Raw genomic sequence first — 15943 nt, 5'->3', positions numbered from 1 at the left:
CCCACAGCATTGCCTCTCTCTACGAAACGTTTGAACCTCAAGAAGCCAGAAGACTGGCTGAACGACTTGATATACATTACACGCCCAAGCACGGCAGTTGGCTGAATATGGCCGAGATTGAACTCAGCGTGCTTAAGGGGCAGTGCCTTGATCGCCGGATCCCTGATATGGCAACAATGCAGGCCGAAGTGACTGCATGGGAAAAAGACCGAAATAACTGTACCAATAAGATTGACTGGCAATTTACAACAACTGATGCCCGGATCAAGCTGAAGAGGCTTTATCCGAACTTTTAAATGTTAATAGGTACTAGTCATACGGCATTACTTCACGAAGATAATGGATGGCTCCTACTGCTCGGCGCAATAAATACATGCAACGGCTCTTTAATGAAAGGCTGCGGTAAATCCTCTTGTCCAGACTCCTCTCCGGCAGGCTATCCGCGTACACAAACCGAGGGTGCCGTAACGGAAACCGGAGTGGCTGAACCTGAAGATTCCCGTAAATTGGATGATCCTTGTTTTTTGTATGGGTGCTCTCTTCATCGAGACCAATATTGTTCATCAAATTCTTCTCCGGGACGAGGCTCAACCCATTCTGTGCAGCGCAAGCAAGATTCCATTGGAAATCCCAATATGACCAATATGGATGAATAAAGGATCCCTCCTTGAATTCCAACAGTCTCCGGTATTGCCATAAACATTTTGAATAATCCAGATGAGATGCCTTCAGTATTCCAAGCGCCTCGTCATTGCCATAACGGGTCATGTCGTCCGTATAGTGTTTCCAGGCTCGACGCCATGTGCCCCACCCCCCGCTGCATCGGAAGGTCCGGCTGAAGTGGTAATCGTAAGGGTGTTCCCGTGCCACGTACGGGGAAAGAGACGAGATCTGCATGATACGCTCATCATCGGCATACCGTACGAAGAGCTCGCCGCAGAACGCGAAGAAGTGAGGATGCACAAGACAATCGTCCTCAAGGATGATGCCGTACTCAACATTTTCGAAAAACCAGTTGATGGCCGAGGATACAGCCGGGTCACACCCCATGTTCTCGTCAAGGAATCTCGTCTGGATATCACAAGGCCAGTCAACGGCCATTGCTTCCTGCCGGGCCAGCCGGCACTTCTCGATGTCTTGCGGGACATTGCGACGGGGACCGTCAGCTGCCACAAAGAGCCGTTTCGGTTTGATCTGCCGCAAATTTTCAATGACCGCCCGCGTCTTATCCGGTCTATTGAAGATGGCGAGAAACACAGGGATCTCTTCATTCGGGATGCAGCCGTTTGAACCATTTAAATGCATAGTCATCTCTGTCAGGAAGTTATCGAGGCGCCAAGCCGTGTCTCGCGCAGAATCCGGTATCTCCTGCGCAGTTCCATCTCAACGCGGGTTCGCGTCATGAGTGATTGGAAACGCGTCAGCTCCATGTCGCGTGTCATGGTTATTCGCGGGAGACGATAGGTATCGGCGGCTGTCAATCGCGTCAACTCCCCCACCGCCAGGGCACATGCAAAACCGGCGGCCTTCACGGCGTCCACAACCTGATCCGACCATTGGCCCCATGGGTAGGAAAACGCGTAGAACGATTCTCCCAGGCGGGTAAGAGCGTCGTGGGAATCCCTGAGCTGTCGTTGTAGGTCCGCATGGTCCAGGAGTGTCAGTTTAGCGTGCGTTGCCGTGTGACTGCCGAGGCTGATACCCTGAGTCTTGATGTAGCGCACTTCATCCTCGGTCATGAGCGGTACGTCCGGTGCATACCTGTTCCACGACGATCTCCCCCCGAGCATATCCGTAACAAGAAAAACCGTGGCCGGTGCCCCGTACTCCTGCAGTATCGGCAGTGCATTGGCAACAAAGTCTTTGCATCCGTCATCGAAGGTGATCACGACCTTTTTTCGCAAGGCCCTATAGTTCCCTGCCTGAATCGATCGAAGCAAGAATGACAGGGAAACGACCTCTAACCCGTTTCCGGAGAGCCATGCCACCTGTTGCCGGAAAGCGTGCACAGTCACCGAGTACGGATCATCCGGATGGTCATCGATTGCATGATACATCAGTATGAATGGACCAACCTTGAAACCAGGTATCATTGAACTTCGCCCATATCTATTGAGACCAAATACGCGTCGTAGGCTCTTTTTATGCCGTCTGCCAAACCTACCTGAGCTTTCCATCCCATATTGAGCAATTTTGTCACATCGAGAAGCTTTTTCGGTGTTCCGTCCGGCTTGGAGCTGTCAAACCTCAGCTCACCTTCATACCCGACAATCTCTTTGATCAATAAGGCCAGTTCCAGTATTGAAAGGTCCTCTCCGACCCCGATATTGACTATTTTCCCATCGTCATACTGCTGCATGAGAAAAAAACAGGCATCTGCAAGATCGTCAACGTAGAGGAATTCACGTCGGGGAGTTCCTGTCCCCCATACTTCGACAGAGGGACTCCCCTCTACCTTGGCTTCATGAAATTTTCGTATCAGTGCGGGGAGGACATGGGAATTGTGAAGGTCGTAATTATCGCCCGGCCCGTAGAGATTGGTCGGCATTACGGAGATAAAGTTCGTTCCGTATTGCCTGTTATAGGCCTCACACATTTTGATGCCCGCTATCTTGGCAACGGCATACGGCTCGTTCGTCGGCTCCAGACAGCCTGAGAGGAGATATTCCTCTTTCATCGGCTGAGGACAATGCTTCGGGTATATGCATGAGCTGCCGAGAAACAATAATTTTTTTACGCCGGATATATACGCGGCATGAATTATGTTTGTCTGGATCGTCACATTGTCATGGATAAAGTCAGCCGGGTAGGTATTGTTCGCGTGTATGCCACCGACCTTTGCGGCCGCGAGAAATACGTAGTCCGGCATGTTCTCTCTGAAGAAGGCCTCAACATCGGCCTGCCTCCTCAGATCGAGCTCGTTACTGGAGCGGACGAGCAGATTGTTGAAACCCGCGGACTGCAGTTTCCTGACCAGAGCGGAGCCGGCCAGTCCACGGTGGCCGGCGACGTAGATCCGTGCCTGTTTATCCATTGGCCCGCTTTTCCCGTTCGGCAAGTTCCAGGTCGGCATCGGTCATCATGTTGACCAACTGCCCGAATGTGGTCCTGAGTGTCCAGTCCAATTCCCGACGTGCCTTGGAGGGATCACCCAACAGCAGGTCCACTTCGGCGGGACGGAAATATCTCGGGTCGATCCTGATCACCGTTTTGCCGGTAGCGGTGTCGATCCCCTCTTCCTGTTCACCACGACCTCTCCACTCCAGGGGCATGCCGAGCCGGGCAAAGACAAGTTCGGCAAAGGTCCGCACCATGTACGTTTCGCCGGTGGCAATAACAAAATCGTCGGCCGTTTCCTGCTGCAGCATCAGCCACATCGCCTCGACGTAGTCGCCGGCGAACCCCCAGTCCCGCTTGGCGTCCAGGTTGCCGAGATAGAGGCACTCCTGGAGCCCGAGTCTGATCCTGGCTGCGGCCCGGGTGATCTTCCTGGTGACGAAGGTTTCCCCCCGCCGGGGAGACTCGTGATTGAACAGGATGCCGTTGCTGGCATGCATGCCGTAACTCTCGCGGTAATTCATGGTGATGTAGAAGGCGTAGGCCTTGGCGCAGGCGTAGGGTGAGCGGGGATAGAACGGGGTGGTTTCCTTCTGCGGCGTTTCCACCACCTTCCCGTACAGCTCCGACGAAGATGCCTGATAAAAGCGGGTCTTCAGCCCGGTTTCGCGAATTCCTTCCAGAATACGGACCGTACCCAGGGCATCCACTTCGCCGGTGTACTCGGGGACATCGAAGGAGACCCGCACATGGCTCTGGGCGCCGAGATTGTAGATCTCGTCCGGTTGTATATCACGCAGCAAGAGGTTGATGGAACTGGCGTCGTTGAGATCGCCATAGTGGAGAAACAGTCGGACATCCTGCTCGTGGAGATCGCGGTAAAGGTGGTTGATCCGGCCGGTGTTGAAGGAGGAGGAACGACGGATCATGCCGTGCACCTCGTATCCTTTCGCCAGCAGCAATTCGGCCAGATAGGAACCGTCCTGTCCGGTAATGCCGGTGATGAGCGCTTTCTTCATCAAAAAATATCTCCTGAGTCTTTTATCACTTACAGCGGATTAAAAACCAAACACACCATACGCCAGAAACCATGCAATCTTCACATACTCGCTTGCTATGATCTTCCGGCGGTCCCTGTTCAGCCAGTCTCCTGCGGTAAATGACGCCTGCCAGCGGGCCGGGTTGCAGGAGATGGAGTATTTCCGCCAGTCGAACACCTTGCCGGCGATCAGCCCGATCCGCCGCATGTGATAGGCCGAGCTGACCAACAAGGCCGACCTGAGCCCCAGGTCATCCAACATCCGCTTGGCTTCCAGGGCCTCGATATGGGTGTTCTCGTAATACTTTTTATACGTTGCAGCCAGGCGGACCTTTAATATCAGATCCTTTCGGGGGACAGTGCCCGATATCAACTCAAGCGCCCCCTGGCCGTTCAGCGCATATATCTCGCCGTACGACGGAATGAGCAGGTACCGCGCATACCCTTCCCTGATAAGCTGCTTCGCTTCATCCAGCCGCGATTCGTTGCCGGGACCGACAAAGAGCACCACGGCATCGGCCTTCCGCGGCAGATCGTCCGTGAAGAGGAATCCCGGGGCCAGCCAGACAAAAGCGGTCACTACGCAGACCAAGGCCAGAAAAAAGAGAATCGTCTTTTTCACCAGTGTACGCCGGCTATTCCACCGTGACGCTCTTCGCCAGGTTCCGCGGCTGGTCCACGTCGTTCCCCTTGAGCACGGAAACATGGTAGGCCAAGAGCTGGAGCGGGATGGAAAGCAGTATCGGCGTCATATCGCCGGCATCGGCCGGAATCTCCAGCATCGACTCAGGCTTTGCTGACGCCTCTTCGGCCTCTTGCGAACGGATCATGATCACCCGTCCGCCCCGTGCCTTGACCTCTTCCAGGTTGGAGACCACCTTCTCGAAATGACGGTCCCGCGGCGCCAGCACCACCACCGGCATCTCCTCGTCGATCAGGGCGATGGGACCGTGCTTCATCTCGCCGGCCGGGTACCCCTCGGCGTGGATGTAGGAAATCTCCTTCAGCTTCAGGGCACCCTCCAGGGCAATGGGGTAGCTCATCCCCCGCCCCAGGTAGAGGAAATCCCGGGCATGGAGATACTGACGGGCAATCGCCTCTACGTTGGCGTCCAGTTGCAGGGTCTGCTCCATCATTGCCGGCAGGTGCAGGAGGGCGGCCAGCATCCCTTTTCCCCCCTCCGGCGAAATGGAGCCGGTGGCCCGGCCCAGACGGATGGTAAGGAGATAGAGGGCAACCAGCTGGGTGACAAAGGCCTTGGTGGACGCGACCCCGATCTCGGGACCGGCGTGGGTGTAGATGACCCCGTCCGACTCGCGGGCGATGGAGGAATCGAGCGCATTGCAGATGGCAATGACCCGCCCTCCCCGGCTGCGCGCTTCCCGGAGCGCGGCAAGGGTGTCGGCGGTTTCACCGGATTGGGAGATGGCGATGAGCAGGGTGTCCGGACCGATCACCGGGTTCCGGTACCGGAACTCAGAGGCGATGTCCACCTCCACCGGAATGCGGCAGTATTCTTCCAGGTAGAATTTTCCGACCAGCCCGGAATGCCAGGAGGTGCCGCAGGCGACGATACAGACCCGCGTTATCCCGCGCAGCTCGGCGTCGGTAAGCCCCAGGTCTTCCAGGTAAACGTCGCCATCCTCCTCCAGCAGCCGGCCGGCCAGCGTATCCTGTACTGCCCGCGGCTGCTCGAAGATCTCCTTGAGCATGAAGTGGCGAAAGCCCCCCTTTTCCGCCATGACCGGGGACCAGTCGATACGACGCGGCCGCTTGACCACGACCTCTGCGGCCAGCGTGGAAAATTGCATTTCACCGTGGCCGAACTTGACCATCTCCCCATCATCGAGAAAGATCATCTCCCGGGTGTGGCCAAGGATGGCCGGGATGTCGGAAGCGATGAAGAACTCGTCCGCCCCGATGCCGACCACCAGTGGCGAGCCCTTCTTTGCCGCGATCAGCAGGTCCGGCTCGTCGGTACAGACAACGCAGAGCGCAAACGCTCCTTTCAGCTGCTGCAGCGTCCGCCGCACCGACGTTTCAAAGGATGCCCCGTCCTTCATCCGCTGTTCGATGAGGTGGGCGATCACCTCGGTATCGGTTTCGCTCCTGAAGGTGTGGCCGATCTCCCGCAGCATCCCCTTGAGTGCCACATGGTTCTCGATGATCCCGTTGTGCACCAGCACCACCGGTCCGGCCTGGTGGGGATGGGCGTTGGTCTCGGAAGGGCACCCATGGGTGGCCCAGCGGGTGTGGCCGATACCGACCCGTCCGGGGAGCGGCAGTTCCTCCACCAGCCTGATCAGATTGGCCAGCTTCCCCTCGCTCCGCCGGATCACGGCCCGGCCACCCTCAATGGTGCAGATCCCGGCCGAGTCGTACCCCCGGTATTCAAGCTTCTGCAACCCCTCAATAATGAACGGCTGGGCATCCCTTTTGCCTATGTAACCGACAATGCCACACATGAACTTAATCTGTCCTTTCCCACGGGTTGGGCACGGAGCGCCCCCTCAGCATCCCACTACAACCGCCAGACGTTGACCCCGGCGTTTTGCAGTTCGTCACGGGAAAAGAGGCTCTTCACATCGATGAGGCACCCCCCCTTGACGAATTTCCCCAGGTATGACTCCAGGGGAAGCCTCATGTAGTGCTGGTGCGCAACGGCCACAACCATTGCGTCAGCGATGGGAAGCTCATCCCAGTCGCACAGGGTGAGGCCATACTCCCGGACTGCCTCGGCCGGTTCGGCCACCGGATCATGCACGAATACTTCCACACCATAGCTGCGCAGTTCATCAATTATGTCGATGACCCGGGAGTTACGCAGGTCGGGACAGTTCTCCTTGAAGGTCAGCCCGAGGAGGTTGACCTTCCCACCCTTGACCGGCCGGCCGGCCCGGATCATCAGCTTCACCGTCTGTTCGGCCACGTGCTTGCCCATGCCGTCGTTGATCCGCCGGCCCGCCAGGATTACCTGGGGGTGATAGCCGATACTCTCGGCCTTGTGGGTCAGATAGTAGGGATCGACGCCGATACAGTGCCCACCCACCAGGCCGGGCCTGAACGGCAGGAAGTTCCACTTGGTGCCGGCCGCCTCCAGCACGTCGAGGGTGTCGATGCCGAGATGACCGAAGATGATGGAGAGTTCGTTCATCAGGGCGATGTTCAGGTCACGCTGGGTGTTTTCGATCACCTTGGCAGCTTCCGCCACCTTGATGCTCGGCGCACAGTGGATACCGGCAGTAATGATGGAGGAATAGAGCATGGCGATCTTGACCAGGGTTTCACTATCGTCTCCGGACACCACCTTGACGATCGAGGTGACCGTATGTTCACGGTCCCCGGGATTGATCCGCTCCGGCGAATACCCCACGTGAAAATCTTTTGGCCACGTGAGCCCGGAGTACGTCTCCAGGACCGGCACACAGACCTCTTCGGTGGCACCGGGATAGACCGTGGACTCGTAGATGACCACCGTCCCCTCGTCCATATGCTTGCCGATCAGGCGGGATGATTCGATGAGCGGCTGCAGGTTCGGCTGGTGGGCCGTATCGACCGGCGTCGGGACAGCAACGACGATATATTCTGCGCCGCTGAGCAGCGACGGATCGGTGGTAAAGGTGAGAAACGATGCCTCGTTGAACTCTGCTGCTGAAACCTCTCCGGTCGGATCGATCCCTTTCCGGTAGCTTTCGACCTTGGTAGCGGAGAGGTCGAAGCCGATGGTCTGATGCTTCTTGCCAAACGCTACAGCCAGAGGCAGACCGACATACCCGAGGCCAACGACTGCGACAATACTCATGACGAAACCTTGTCATTCAGTGGAATGTTACGACAGAGGGCACAGTAGCAGACGAATGTTACAGCTGTTCGGCAGGTGTATGAAAGTTGGCAAAACTTTTGGGGAGAGAAGGTGTATGAGATGTTGCGCGCCGGCTACAACCGCGTCTTGGAGATACGCAGAGGCTTGCGTTTATGGCCGGTCCCTTCCGGGTGCAGTCGGCTCCGGACAAACTCCCGCACCACCATCAGGACGAACAGGGGGGCCGAGATGAAGCTCCTTTGCCAGAGGCGTGTCGGCTCGCGGCAGAGACGGTGAAGCCATTCGAGCCCCAGCCGCTGCCAGAAGACCGGGGAACGTCGGGCTATGCCGGAGTAAAAATCGAACACCGCTCCTATCGCCCCGATGCACGACACCTGCAGACTGCCGCGATGATCGATGATCCACTTCTCCTGCTTCGGTGCCGTCATCCCGACCCAGAGCACATCAGGCTCTGCCCGGTTGATGCCCGCCACGATCTTCCCGTTCTCCTCGGCGGAAAAGGTGTCCGTGAACGGTGGTGCATACGAGCCGCAGACGATGATTGAGGGGAACTCGCGGGCGAGGCGCTGTCGAATCAACCTCAGCGCAGCGGGAGTAGCACCGAGGAAATAGTAGCGTACCCCCTTGAGACGGGCAGCCTCGGCGGTGAACCGAAGAAAAAAGTCGTACCCCGCCACCCGTGTCATGGGAGGAACTCCCAGCAATTTGGTGGAATGAACAATACCGATACCGTCCGGAAGCAGGAGATCGGCAGACTGCAAAGCTGTCCGAAAATGGGAATCACGTGATGCCACCACCAGGGAATGCGGATTGGCGCAGGCAACATAGCGCGCTGTGTCCCTGGAGCCGAGCCAGCCAAGGGCGGTCAGCACATCTGCCGTAAGACCGCTCCGGCTGATCTTGTAGCCGAAAAGGCTTATCGTTTCCATTATTGTACCCATTCCGCAGCATAACTGTCGGCGTAGACGCGGACAAATGGGGTGAATAATAACGGACTATTGTTACGGTTGGTTGGCAATTGGCTGACGATTGTCAGAACTTTGCATTTATCAAGGGATGTGCCGGAGTTGCTCAGCGCGGGGGATTGCCCAGCCTGACGTCCCGGCAGACCGAGGCGTAGATGTCCAACAGGGCTGTCAGGGCATGTTCTTCCGAGTAGTGCTGATCAAAATGGAGCCGGCAACGGTAGCGCATCGCGGCCAGCCGCTGGCGGTCTTTCCTGAGCTCGACGATCACCGACGCCAGGTCCGTCGGGTCTCCCGGAGAAAAGGTGACGCCGTTAATCCCGTTCACCACCACTTCGGCCAGACTGCCGAGCCGCGAGGCCACCACCGGCGTCCCGCAGGCCATTGCCTCCAGCACGACCATGGGAAAGCCTTCGTAGCACTCGGAGGGGACCACGACAAACTCGGCCCTGCTCATTGCATCGTAGATTTGTTGTCGGTCGCAAAAGCCGTGAAACTCCACCGGCAGCCCTTCCACGTCCACCACCCGTTTCAGTTCCGCCTCCAGGGGACCGGCGCCGAACACCTTCAGGGGAAGTCCGGGGTTACGACGCCAGGCGGCGAGGAGGGTCACCAGCCCCTTCTCGGGGCTCAACCGGCCGGCAAACAGGGCATAACCGCCGTCACCTTCACCTGGTACTGGCGGATCGGGAAGAAAATTGGGTTTGACGGTCAGGTTCTCTGCCGGCAGCCCGCCATCGGCGAGCCTGCCGGCAGAGAACCGGGTCAGGGCCAGGTATCGGTTAACCTTGGAGCGGTAGGTCCCCAGCCTTCGGTTCAGAAAGATGGTCAAGACCTGGGCCAGCGTGGCAGGGAACGAGCCCCGGTAGCATCTGTGGCGGAGTGCGGGCAACAGTGATGTGCCAAGGCACTCGCCGCAGGGGTGGCCGTTTCGCATCAGCATGGCCTGGGGACAGACGAAGCGGAAGTTGTGCAGGGTCTGCACCACCGGCACGCCGTTCTCCCGGCAGGCCGCGTAGGCACTGGGCGAAATCAGGGGAAAGGTATTGTGGAAATGGGCAACATCGGGCCGTTCCCGGCGGATGATCTCGGTGATCTCCCGATGGGATGGCCTTGACCAGGCAGCGGAGAGGGCCAGGCGCACCCGCTTCGTCAGGGTTGACTCGTCGATGTCGTCGTTGAAGCGCTCGTAGGGGATGACCTCGACGCCGTTTCGCTCCAGAAGCGCCCGTTCATTGCGGTAGACCATATCCTCGCCGCTGGGGGCCGAGGAACGGTAGAAGTTGTGGGCAAGGAGGATCTTCATCAAACCTGCGGGTTTGTCATCATGATCGCGGAAGGTGTGGCCAGGTAATTCTGTTCTGCGCAGAAGCATGCTCCCTATTTCCGAGATCAACGCCTCGAACTCGGCGCTGCGAGGCCTTTCCCAGCCTGTCGAAGGCGACACGGGTAAGGACGATAACCTTCACGATGACATCTGCAACCCGTCCGGGGGCGCGGGGATTGACGGCAGGTCCGTTCATGCGTTCCTCCACAAGGTCAACGAGTGACTGCGGAAAGATTATGGCTGCATTAGGTCAATGTCTCAAGTTAAGATTCGGTTACATTTCGGTTGATTGGCTATCAGGACGATTGTGGCGATTTCCCCTTCGCAAGGCCAAGAGAGAACATATTCCGCCGACAGCGCAATGATCTTCCCATCCCGAACAGCCATAGTGGAATCCGGTTGCCGAGGCCGGTTTCGATGCTGTCCAAAGCAAGCAACTACGTGGTTCGAAAACATGGTTGCCGCAACCCACCAGGCATGGTATAGGAGATCATGGCTGAGGCAAAGATTATCGATCAATCAATCATGGTTTCGCGCAAGTGGGGGAATGGCACTGTCAGATACGAAGTCTGGGAAGATAATGGTATTGTCACCCACTACAACCTGGCGTACATCAACCACCTGATTTTCAGTGGTGATAATGGCCGGGTTATCGGATATGACAACAAACACGGACACCATCGGCATTTCAAAGGGATAATCGAGCCGGTGGCTACAACGAGCTTCGAAGAAATCGAAGAGCGTTTCAGGCAGGAATGGACAGTGATGCTGGAGGAATACAATGCGCAACGTAATCGTTAAAACAGGAACAACCGAAGAATACTTCGCACATGTACGCGAGATTGCCAAACAGATTGATCGCGGCGAGGTTCCAAAGCCGGAGTTTACTCTAACCTTCGAAGATCCTGCGGATATGTTTGCCGTCATGACTCCGGCAAGACTCGAACTGTTTCGAGCAGCAAAGGCTGATCCAGCCTCCATCACCGCTATTGCACATCGTCTGCATCGCGACAGAAGCACGGTCAAGAAGGACGTAGATGTTCTGGTTGCTGCCGGTCTGCTCGATATCGAGGAAGTACCCCTTCCCGGTCATGGCCGGCAGAAATTTGTCAGGGCAGCAGCGGACATGATTCAGTTGCAGGCTGTGGTAGCGTGATGCTTTTGTTGCGTAGGGAATGAGCATGTTCACGGAGCCGGCAACGCAAGAATATGTGCCTGCAGCAGATATATTCCCTTGCTTACTTATCCGTCAGATCCTGAATGAGTCGCCTGATCGCATTGACCGTAACGTTGAAATTGCATCCTTCGATCACCTCACGGGCACGGGTTCGCATCGTGCTCAGGTCGGCGGAGCACCATCGCTCCAAAGCCTTGCTGAAGGCTTCTTCGTCAAGAGGATCGATTACCTCGCCGGCGCCGGTGCCGTCGATCAGCTCCTGACTCGCACCGGCATACCGCGAAGCCAGCACGGGAACGCCGCAGGCCATGGCCTCATTGACCACCATCCCCCAGACGTCGACCAATGAAGGGAAGACCAGGACATCCGCTGCCGCGTAGAATGATGCCAAGTCGCACGGCTCTTGTTGTCCGACAAAGAGGATGTTCGGGATGCCGGCCTCAACGGCGATACCCCTGAGAACCCGCTCAGCTTCTCCGCTCCCGACGATCACGACACGGTTATCTTTTTTCAATTGCTCCGGTAACCTGCCCCATGCATTCGAGAAAAGGTCGAAGCCCTTTCTCGCTATCAGTTGCCCCACAGCAAGAAAAATCTTCCCGCCTCCCCCGATACTCTCTCTGATTTTCAGCCTGTCGATGCTACCAGACTGGGAAATCCAGAACTCATTGTCCACGGGCTGAGCACCTTCATAAATCGTTGAATCAGGTACACTCGGTTTTTGAGTTCTCACCCTCATGCCAATGAACGTCCAAAGCGCTGTGACAAGAGATCAGCAAGCCGCCGGGCCAGGATATCCCACGCCAACTCCGACTCCGCCGCGTTCCGGGCGTTCCTTCCCAGTTCCATGCACAAGTCCCGGTCTTCATACAATCGAACTATCAGTTCCGCCATTTCTTTCCAGGAAGCCGCCGTAAGCCCACAGTTCCAACGGGCCAGGAATCGGGTGGTATGATGGAGATCCGTGGAGAGAACTGGAATTCCGGCGGCAGCATAGGTAGCAAGCTTGCTGATTGAGACCTTCTCCCACCACTCATTGGCCGGATAGGGGATTATCCCCACATCTCCCCGCTTCACCAAGAGGCTGACGTAATCGGAATAGCCAAGATCAGGATAGATTTCGAGCCATGGGTAATCGGGAAGGCGTAGCGACGACTCCACAGGTCCGCAACAGAGCAGCCTGACAGGATGGGTCAGGTTCACCTGTGTCAGGCAATTGATGAGCTCAAGTGCTCCCCTATCGCCCCGCAACCTTCCACCATAAACGACCGTAAACTCACGTCGCCGACCCACCATGGGATCTGGAACGAAATCAGTGACGTTGGTTCCCATTGCTACCGCCATAATTTCCTGCGAAGAAAGATTGTAATCGGCCCTGAGATGCTCTCCCATCTCCACGGAATTAACTACAATAGAGTGCGCGAGCCTCAGATAGGCCTTTTCCTGGGGCCGTCTGAAAAAAATTATCGCCTTCTGCAAGGTGAGCAGCCTGACATATAGTTTGGTTATCATCAAAGGAGGATCGACAAAGTCGAGACAGATCTTCACCCTACGGCTCATGCGCAGAACCGCCAACACCAGCAGAAAAAAAATGCTGTAAGCGCTCTGTCGGGACTTAAATAGCGGGTAGGCAATGAGCAGAGTGGTGTGCCGATGCCTGAATTGTCCCCAAATCAAGTCAAGCCCAAAAAAAGCAGCCAGGGATTTCCTGCGCCCCACTTCTCCTGACGGAGTGTGCTCATAGTGACGGTTGACATCAAGGGCATACCAGCCGGTGGTCCCATAACCGGCCGACTGACGGAAGAGCCGACCGTACAGACCGTTGAAGCGCTCGCTCCAGGGGCCATCCCCCGCTTTTTCATCGGGGAATAAAGCGGCTATGATGAGTAATCGGTTATCGGCACGCTTCATCTATCCAGATTCCTCACCTGAACGCTTTTCACAGTGACAGGGTAGCGGCCGGCGCCCATCAGCGAACCTCATACGAGGGCGCCAGAAAACGCAGTAGACATAGCCAACCGTCCAGCAGGTCTGCACCAAACAGGCCACCAGTCTGGCTGTAGCCAGCCCCAGTGCACCCCAGCGGACCAACAGAGCCGACAAAACGATAAACATCACTGCCCAGACACAATTAAATAACAGTATCCGCCAGACCCTGTCGTTTGTAGCCAGCAGGTCAACGGCAGGGGTCTGCACCGCCATGACGCCAGCGGTCACCAGAACGAGGACGAGAGTCAGCCATGCGCTCTGGAACCCGGCTCCATAGGCAGCCATTATCCACGGGCTGGCCAGGCTGGCCAGAACAACCAACGGAACCGTCGTGGCTGCATTGGCCATGAACGCCGCCTTGATAACTTTGCCGGACTTCACGCCATCGTCGCCGATGGATTCGGCAAGGACCGGCAGCACCACCTGGCTCAGCAGTCCCGGCAGAAACAGGACCAAATTAAACCACTGGTTAGTTGAGTTATATACACCCATCTGGGCGTACCCGCCGGGCTGATTCACCAGCATCGCGCAACACAACCAGCCGATGGGAGCGCCCGACAACGAACCCGCCAAGACAGAGGGAAGGCTATAAGTCCCGAGCACCCGGCGTTCCTGCCATATCCCTGTCCAAATGAAATGGATACGAGCCCGACCTGCCACAGCCCACAACGTCAGGCCAGCAGCAACCCAACTGAACCCTGCAGATGCTACCATGCCCCAAACCCCACCGCGGATGCCATCAATAACGATACCCGCAAAGACAAAGGCAAAGGAAACCAGACCAGTCACAAAATTATTCCCTGCAATCTCCCTGAATGCCTCAAATCCGGCAAGAGCGCCGTATTGCGCACCGGTAACGGCACTCAAGAACAGATAGACGGAGCATAACCTCAAGAGCCCCGCCAGGTTGGGCGCTGCCAATAGATGGCCGGCCAGCCAAGGGGAAAACAGATACAGAGCCAGAGCCATGCCCCCACCGGAAATGACCGCCGTCGCTCCGGAGAGGGCAAGTATCCGCCCTGCTCTGTCGGGGTCTGTATTGCGGAATTCGGCTACATGCTTGGTTGCGGTAGTTGCAAGCCCAAATCCGGCAAACATGCCGAGCATACCGACCGTGCTCTGGAGCATTCCGAACTCACCAAACCCTTCCGTCCCCAGCAGGCGGGCCGCAATTATGGAAGAAAGTACCGAGAGCGCACGTGAAACAACCGTTCCGGCCAGGCTCCACAGCATCCCGCGCGCTAGCCGACTCCCTGTGGGGGATGCCTTTATTCGCTCCAGCAGAGGCCGCAACCGCGTAGCGGAAATTCGCCGGACCAACGAATAGTTTCCCTCTATAGAAGGCCATGTCGGTTCGGGGCAGCAGGAAACTTTTGTCGGTTGCGTCCACAAATCGCGTAAAGCACTCTTATAGCCGGTAGCAAATCGGCTGTAGCGAAGCGTCAACAATTCGGCGAATACCGGCAAGACCCTATTTACCCGCTTCCGTGGTAGATTAGCCCTGAACGTCAGGTGCCGGACTTTCCCCCGTATAAGCTGCAGTTGCTCCGCTGCCGTACCGGCCCTGGTCAGCAGGTGCCGGTAGACAACGGAGTACTCTTCTGCCAAGGTGTAGAACCCCTGGAAGCCGTGCAATTTCGCGCTCCGTGCTACTCTTGCCAGTGTTTTTCGCGCTGCCCCCACTTGATTGCGGGAATGCTGTCGATAGAGGATAAGAGGCTCACCGATCAAGTTTACCCTTGCTACGGCGGCGACAATCAGCGCGACCCAGCCATCATGAAGCCAGTTTTCCGGAAACGGCAGCACCATATCAAGATGTTTACTTCTAAATGCCATTGTCGCGCCTGTTACGACATTGTATTTTATCAGGACCCTGAAGCCGTCCCCCCTCCTGACCCTCCGCTGCAGACCGCCGGTAAATCTCACCTGCTCCCAAAGCCGGTATCCGAGGGGACGCTTCCTCTCATCCACCACAACTGCATCACTGAAGACCATGCCTACCCGTGTATCCCGCGCAAACTCCAGCTCCATGCACATCAGCTTTTGGGGGAGCCAGACGTCATCCTGGTCTGCAAATACGATGATATCGCTGGAACACTGTAGGACCGCCTTTTCAAAGTTTTTCGTAACCCCGAGCGTCACTTCATTCGTAAATATTTTTACTGGGAAGCCGGCGGTCTGCGCAAATTCCCTGATGATCGTGACGGTAGAATCCGTTGAGCCGTCATCGACGACGATCAACTCGTCCGGTAGGCGGCTTTGTCGGGCAATGCTGGCAAGCTGTTCACCCAAGAACTCCTCGCCATTATAACTGCAAAGGGCGATACTGATTTTCAATTCTATGCTCCTGGCATCCAGCGTAGCAGGTCATGCTTTCCAGCTGCTACACTGACGAGCACGGCACGAATTTTCTCCACGGTAAAGTTGATGTCGTAATTCCGGACAGGCACCAACGAATTATCCCCATTGCGCAAGTTCACTCAGCGACAATTCAGACATCTCGCGACATAGGAGGCATAATGCGGCCTTGATGTTGCTTTTATTATGTGTAGTTGTAGTTATTCTT

The 15943-nt window shown here is 56.6% G+C and carries 16 protein-coding genes; 4 read left to right on the top strand and 12 right to left on the bottom strand.

The features are described from left to right. Positions 1 to 296 (top strand): transposase (locus JN12_RS16510; protein WP_211360537.1); only part of this gene is annotated, 296 nt, incomplete at its 5' end. A 13-nt stretch (positions 297 to 309) separates the two neighbouring features. On the opposite strand, the gene JN12_RS16505 is transcribed toward JN12_RS16510, so the two are convergent. From JN12_RS16505 to JN12_RS16465, 9 genes are all read right to left on the bottom strand, one after another. Next, on the bottom strand, positions 310 to 1305 hold the full coding sequence (locus tag JN12_RS16505; RefSeq protein ID WP_145024767.1) for a hypothetical protein: 996 nt from the start codon (positions 1303 to 1305) through the stop codon (positions 310 to 312). A gap of 11 nt (positions 1306 to 1316) precedes the next feature. Next, entirely contained in the window at positions 1317 to 1904 is a 588-nt protein-coding gene (locus tag JN12_RS16500; protein ID WP_170242000.1) for a polysaccharide deacetylase family protein, read from the bottom strand. A 185-nt stretch (positions 1905 to 2089) separates the two neighbouring features. Continuing rightward, a complete protein-coding gene (gene fcl, locus JN12_RS16495) occupies positions 2090 to 3034 on the bottom strand; it encodes a GDP-L-fucose synthase (protein WP_145024763.1) in 945 nt (314 codons plus the stop codon). Beyond that, positions 3027 to 4076 (bottom strand): GDP-mannose 4,6-dehydratase, encoded by a 1050-nt coding sequence (gene gmd / locus JN12_RS16490; protein ID WP_145024761.1) that lies wholly within the window; start codon positions 4074 to 4076, stop codon positions 3027 to 3029. The genes fcl and gmd overlap by 8 nt, the downstream gene beginning before the upstream one ends. Positions 4077 to 4115: 39 nt before the next feature. Continuing rightward, the gene (locus tag JN12_RS16485; protein ID WP_170241998.1) at positions 4116 to 4718 is read right to left on the bottom strand and encodes a YdcF family protein; all 603 of its coding nucleotides are present in this window, start codon (positions 4716 to 4718) and stop codon (positions 4116 to 4118) included. A gap of 13 nt (positions 4719 to 4731) precedes the next feature. Next, a complete protein-coding gene (gene glmS / locus JN12_RS16480; RefSeq protein WP_145024757.1) occupies positions 4732 to 6561 on the bottom strand; it encodes a glutamine--fructose-6-phosphate transaminase (isomerizing) in 1830 nt (609 codons plus the stop codon). Positions 6562 to 6617: 56 nt separating this feature from the next. Further along, positions 6618 to 7898 carry a nucleotide sugar dehydrogenase gene (locus tag JN12_RS16475; protein WP_145024755.1) on the bottom strand — a complete coding sequence of 427 codons (1281 nt, stop codon included), beginning with the start codon at positions 7896 to 7898 and terminating at the stop codon, positions 6618 to 6620. 134 nt (positions 7899 to 8032) lie between these two features. After that, a complete protein-coding gene (locus JN12_RS16470; RefSeq protein ID WP_145024754.1) occupies positions 8033 to 8848 on the bottom strand; it encodes a WecB/TagA/CpsF family glycosyltransferase in 816 nt (271 codons plus the stop codon). A 142-nt stretch (positions 8849 to 8990) separates the two neighbouring features. Then, complete coding sequence (locus JN12_RS16465; RefSeq protein ID WP_170241997.1) at positions 8991 to 10190, bottom strand: glycosyltransferase family 4 protein; 1200 nt, start codon at positions 10188 to 10190, stop codon at positions 8991 to 8993. A 67-nt stretch (positions 10191 to 10257) separates the two neighbouring features. Between JN12_RS16465 and JN12_RS20555 the strand changes: the two genes are divergently transcribed. From JN12_RS20555 to JN12_RS16455, 3 genes are all read left to right on the top strand, one after another. Then, entirely contained in the window at positions 10258 to 10434 is a 177-nt protein-coding gene (locus JN12_RS20555; RefSeq protein WP_170241995.1) for a hypothetical protein, read from the top strand. A gap of 269 nt (positions 10435 to 10703) precedes the next feature. Continuing rightward, complete coding sequence (locus tag JN12_RS16460) at positions 10704 to 11012, top strand: transcriptional regulator (protein WP_145024750.1); 309 nt, start codon at positions 10704 to 10706, stop codon at positions 11010 to 11012. Further along, positions 10993 to 11367, top strand: a complete 375-nt coding sequence (locus JN12_RS16455; RefSeq protein ID WP_145024748.1) for an HVO_A0114 family putative DNA-binding protein — start codon at positions 10993 to 10995, stop codon at positions 11365 to 11367. The genes JN12_RS16460 and JN12_RS16455 overlap by 20 nt, the downstream gene beginning before the upstream one ends. Positions 11368 to 11449: 82 nt before the next feature. Here the strand turns inward: JN12_RS16455 and JN12_RS16450 are convergent, their stop codons facing one another. Genes JN12_RS16450 through JN12_RS16440 form a run of 3 tightly spaced genes read right to left on the bottom strand, consistent with a single transcriptional unit; the run spans position 11450 to position 15714 of the window. Continuing rightward, positions 11450 to 12127: a glycosyltransferase gene (locus tag JN12_RS16450; protein WP_145024746.1), complete on the bottom strand. Its 678-nt coding sequence runs from the start codon at positions 12125 to 12127 to the stop codon at positions 11450 to 11452. Beyond that, positions 12124 to 13299, bottom strand: a complete 1176-nt coding sequence (locus JN12_RS16445; protein WP_145024744.1) for a glycosyltransferase family protein — start codon at positions 13297 to 13299, stop codon at positions 12124 to 12126. Before JN12_RS16445 ends, JN12_RS16450 begins: the two co-directional genes overlap by 4 nt. Next, positions 13300 to 15714: a glycosyltransferase gene (locus JN12_RS16440; protein WP_145024742.1), complete on the bottom strand. Its 2415-nt coding sequence runs from the start codon at positions 15712 to 15714 to the stop codon at positions 13300 to 13302. Positions 15715 to 15943: the final 229 nt, after the last annotated feature.

The sequence above is a fragment of the Geobacter argillaceus genome, assembly GCF_007830735.1.
GTDB classification, from domain to species: Bacteria; Desulfobacterota; Desulfuromonadia; order Geobacterales; family DSM-12255; genus Geomobilibacter; species Geomobilibacter argillaceus.
The sequence above is the reverse complement of the archived record's forward strand: the minus strand, read 5'-3'. Positions and strand labels throughout refer to the sequence as shown.

Coding starts and splice junctions, on each gene's coding strand:
- JN12_RS16450 (WP_145024746.1), bottom strand. CDS start 12,127: ATGAGGGTGAGAACTCAAAAACCGAGTGTACCTGATTCAACGATTTAT.
- JN12_RS16465 (WP_170241997.1), bottom strand. CDS start 10,190: ATGAAGATCCTCCTTGCCCACAACTTCTACCGTTCCTCGGCCCCCAGC.
- glmS (WP_145024757.1), bottom strand. CDS start 6,561: ATGTGTGGCATTGTCGGTTACATAGGCAAAAGGGATGCCCAGCCGTTC.
- gmd (WP_145024761.1), bottom strand. CDS start 4,076: ATGAAGAAAGCGCTCATCACCGGCATTACCGGACAGGACGGTTCCTAT.
- JN12_RS16470 (WP_145024754.1), bottom strand. CDS start 8,848: ATGGAAACGATAAGCCTTTTCGGCTACAAGATCAGCCGGAGCGGTCTT.
- JN12_RS20555 (WP_170241995.1), top strand. CDS start 10,258: ATGCTCCCTATTTCCGAGATCAACGCCTCGAACTCGGCGCTGCGAGGC.
- JN12_RS16505 (WP_145024767.1), bottom strand. CDS start 1,305: ATGCATTTAAATGGTTCAAACGGCTGCATCCCGAATGAAGAGATCCCT.
- JN12_RS16460 (WP_145024750.1), top strand. CDS start 10,704: ATGGCTGAGGCAAAGATTATCGATCAATCAATCATGGTTTCGCGCAAG.
- fcl (WP_145024763.1), bottom strand. CDS start 3,034: ATGGATAAACAGGCACGGATCTACGTCGCCGGCCACCGTGGACTGGCC.
- JN12_RS16475 (WP_145024755.1), bottom strand. CDS start 7,898: ATGAGTATTGTCGCAGTCGTTGGCCTCGGGTATGTCGGTCTGCCTCTG.
- JN12_RS16445 (WP_145024744.1), bottom strand. CDS start 13,299: ATGAAGCGTGCCGATAACCGATTACTCATCATAGCCGCTTTATTCCCC.
- JN12_RS16455 (WP_145024748.1), top strand. CDS start 10,993: ATGCGCAACGTAATCGTTAAAACAGGAACAACCGAAGAATACTTCGCA.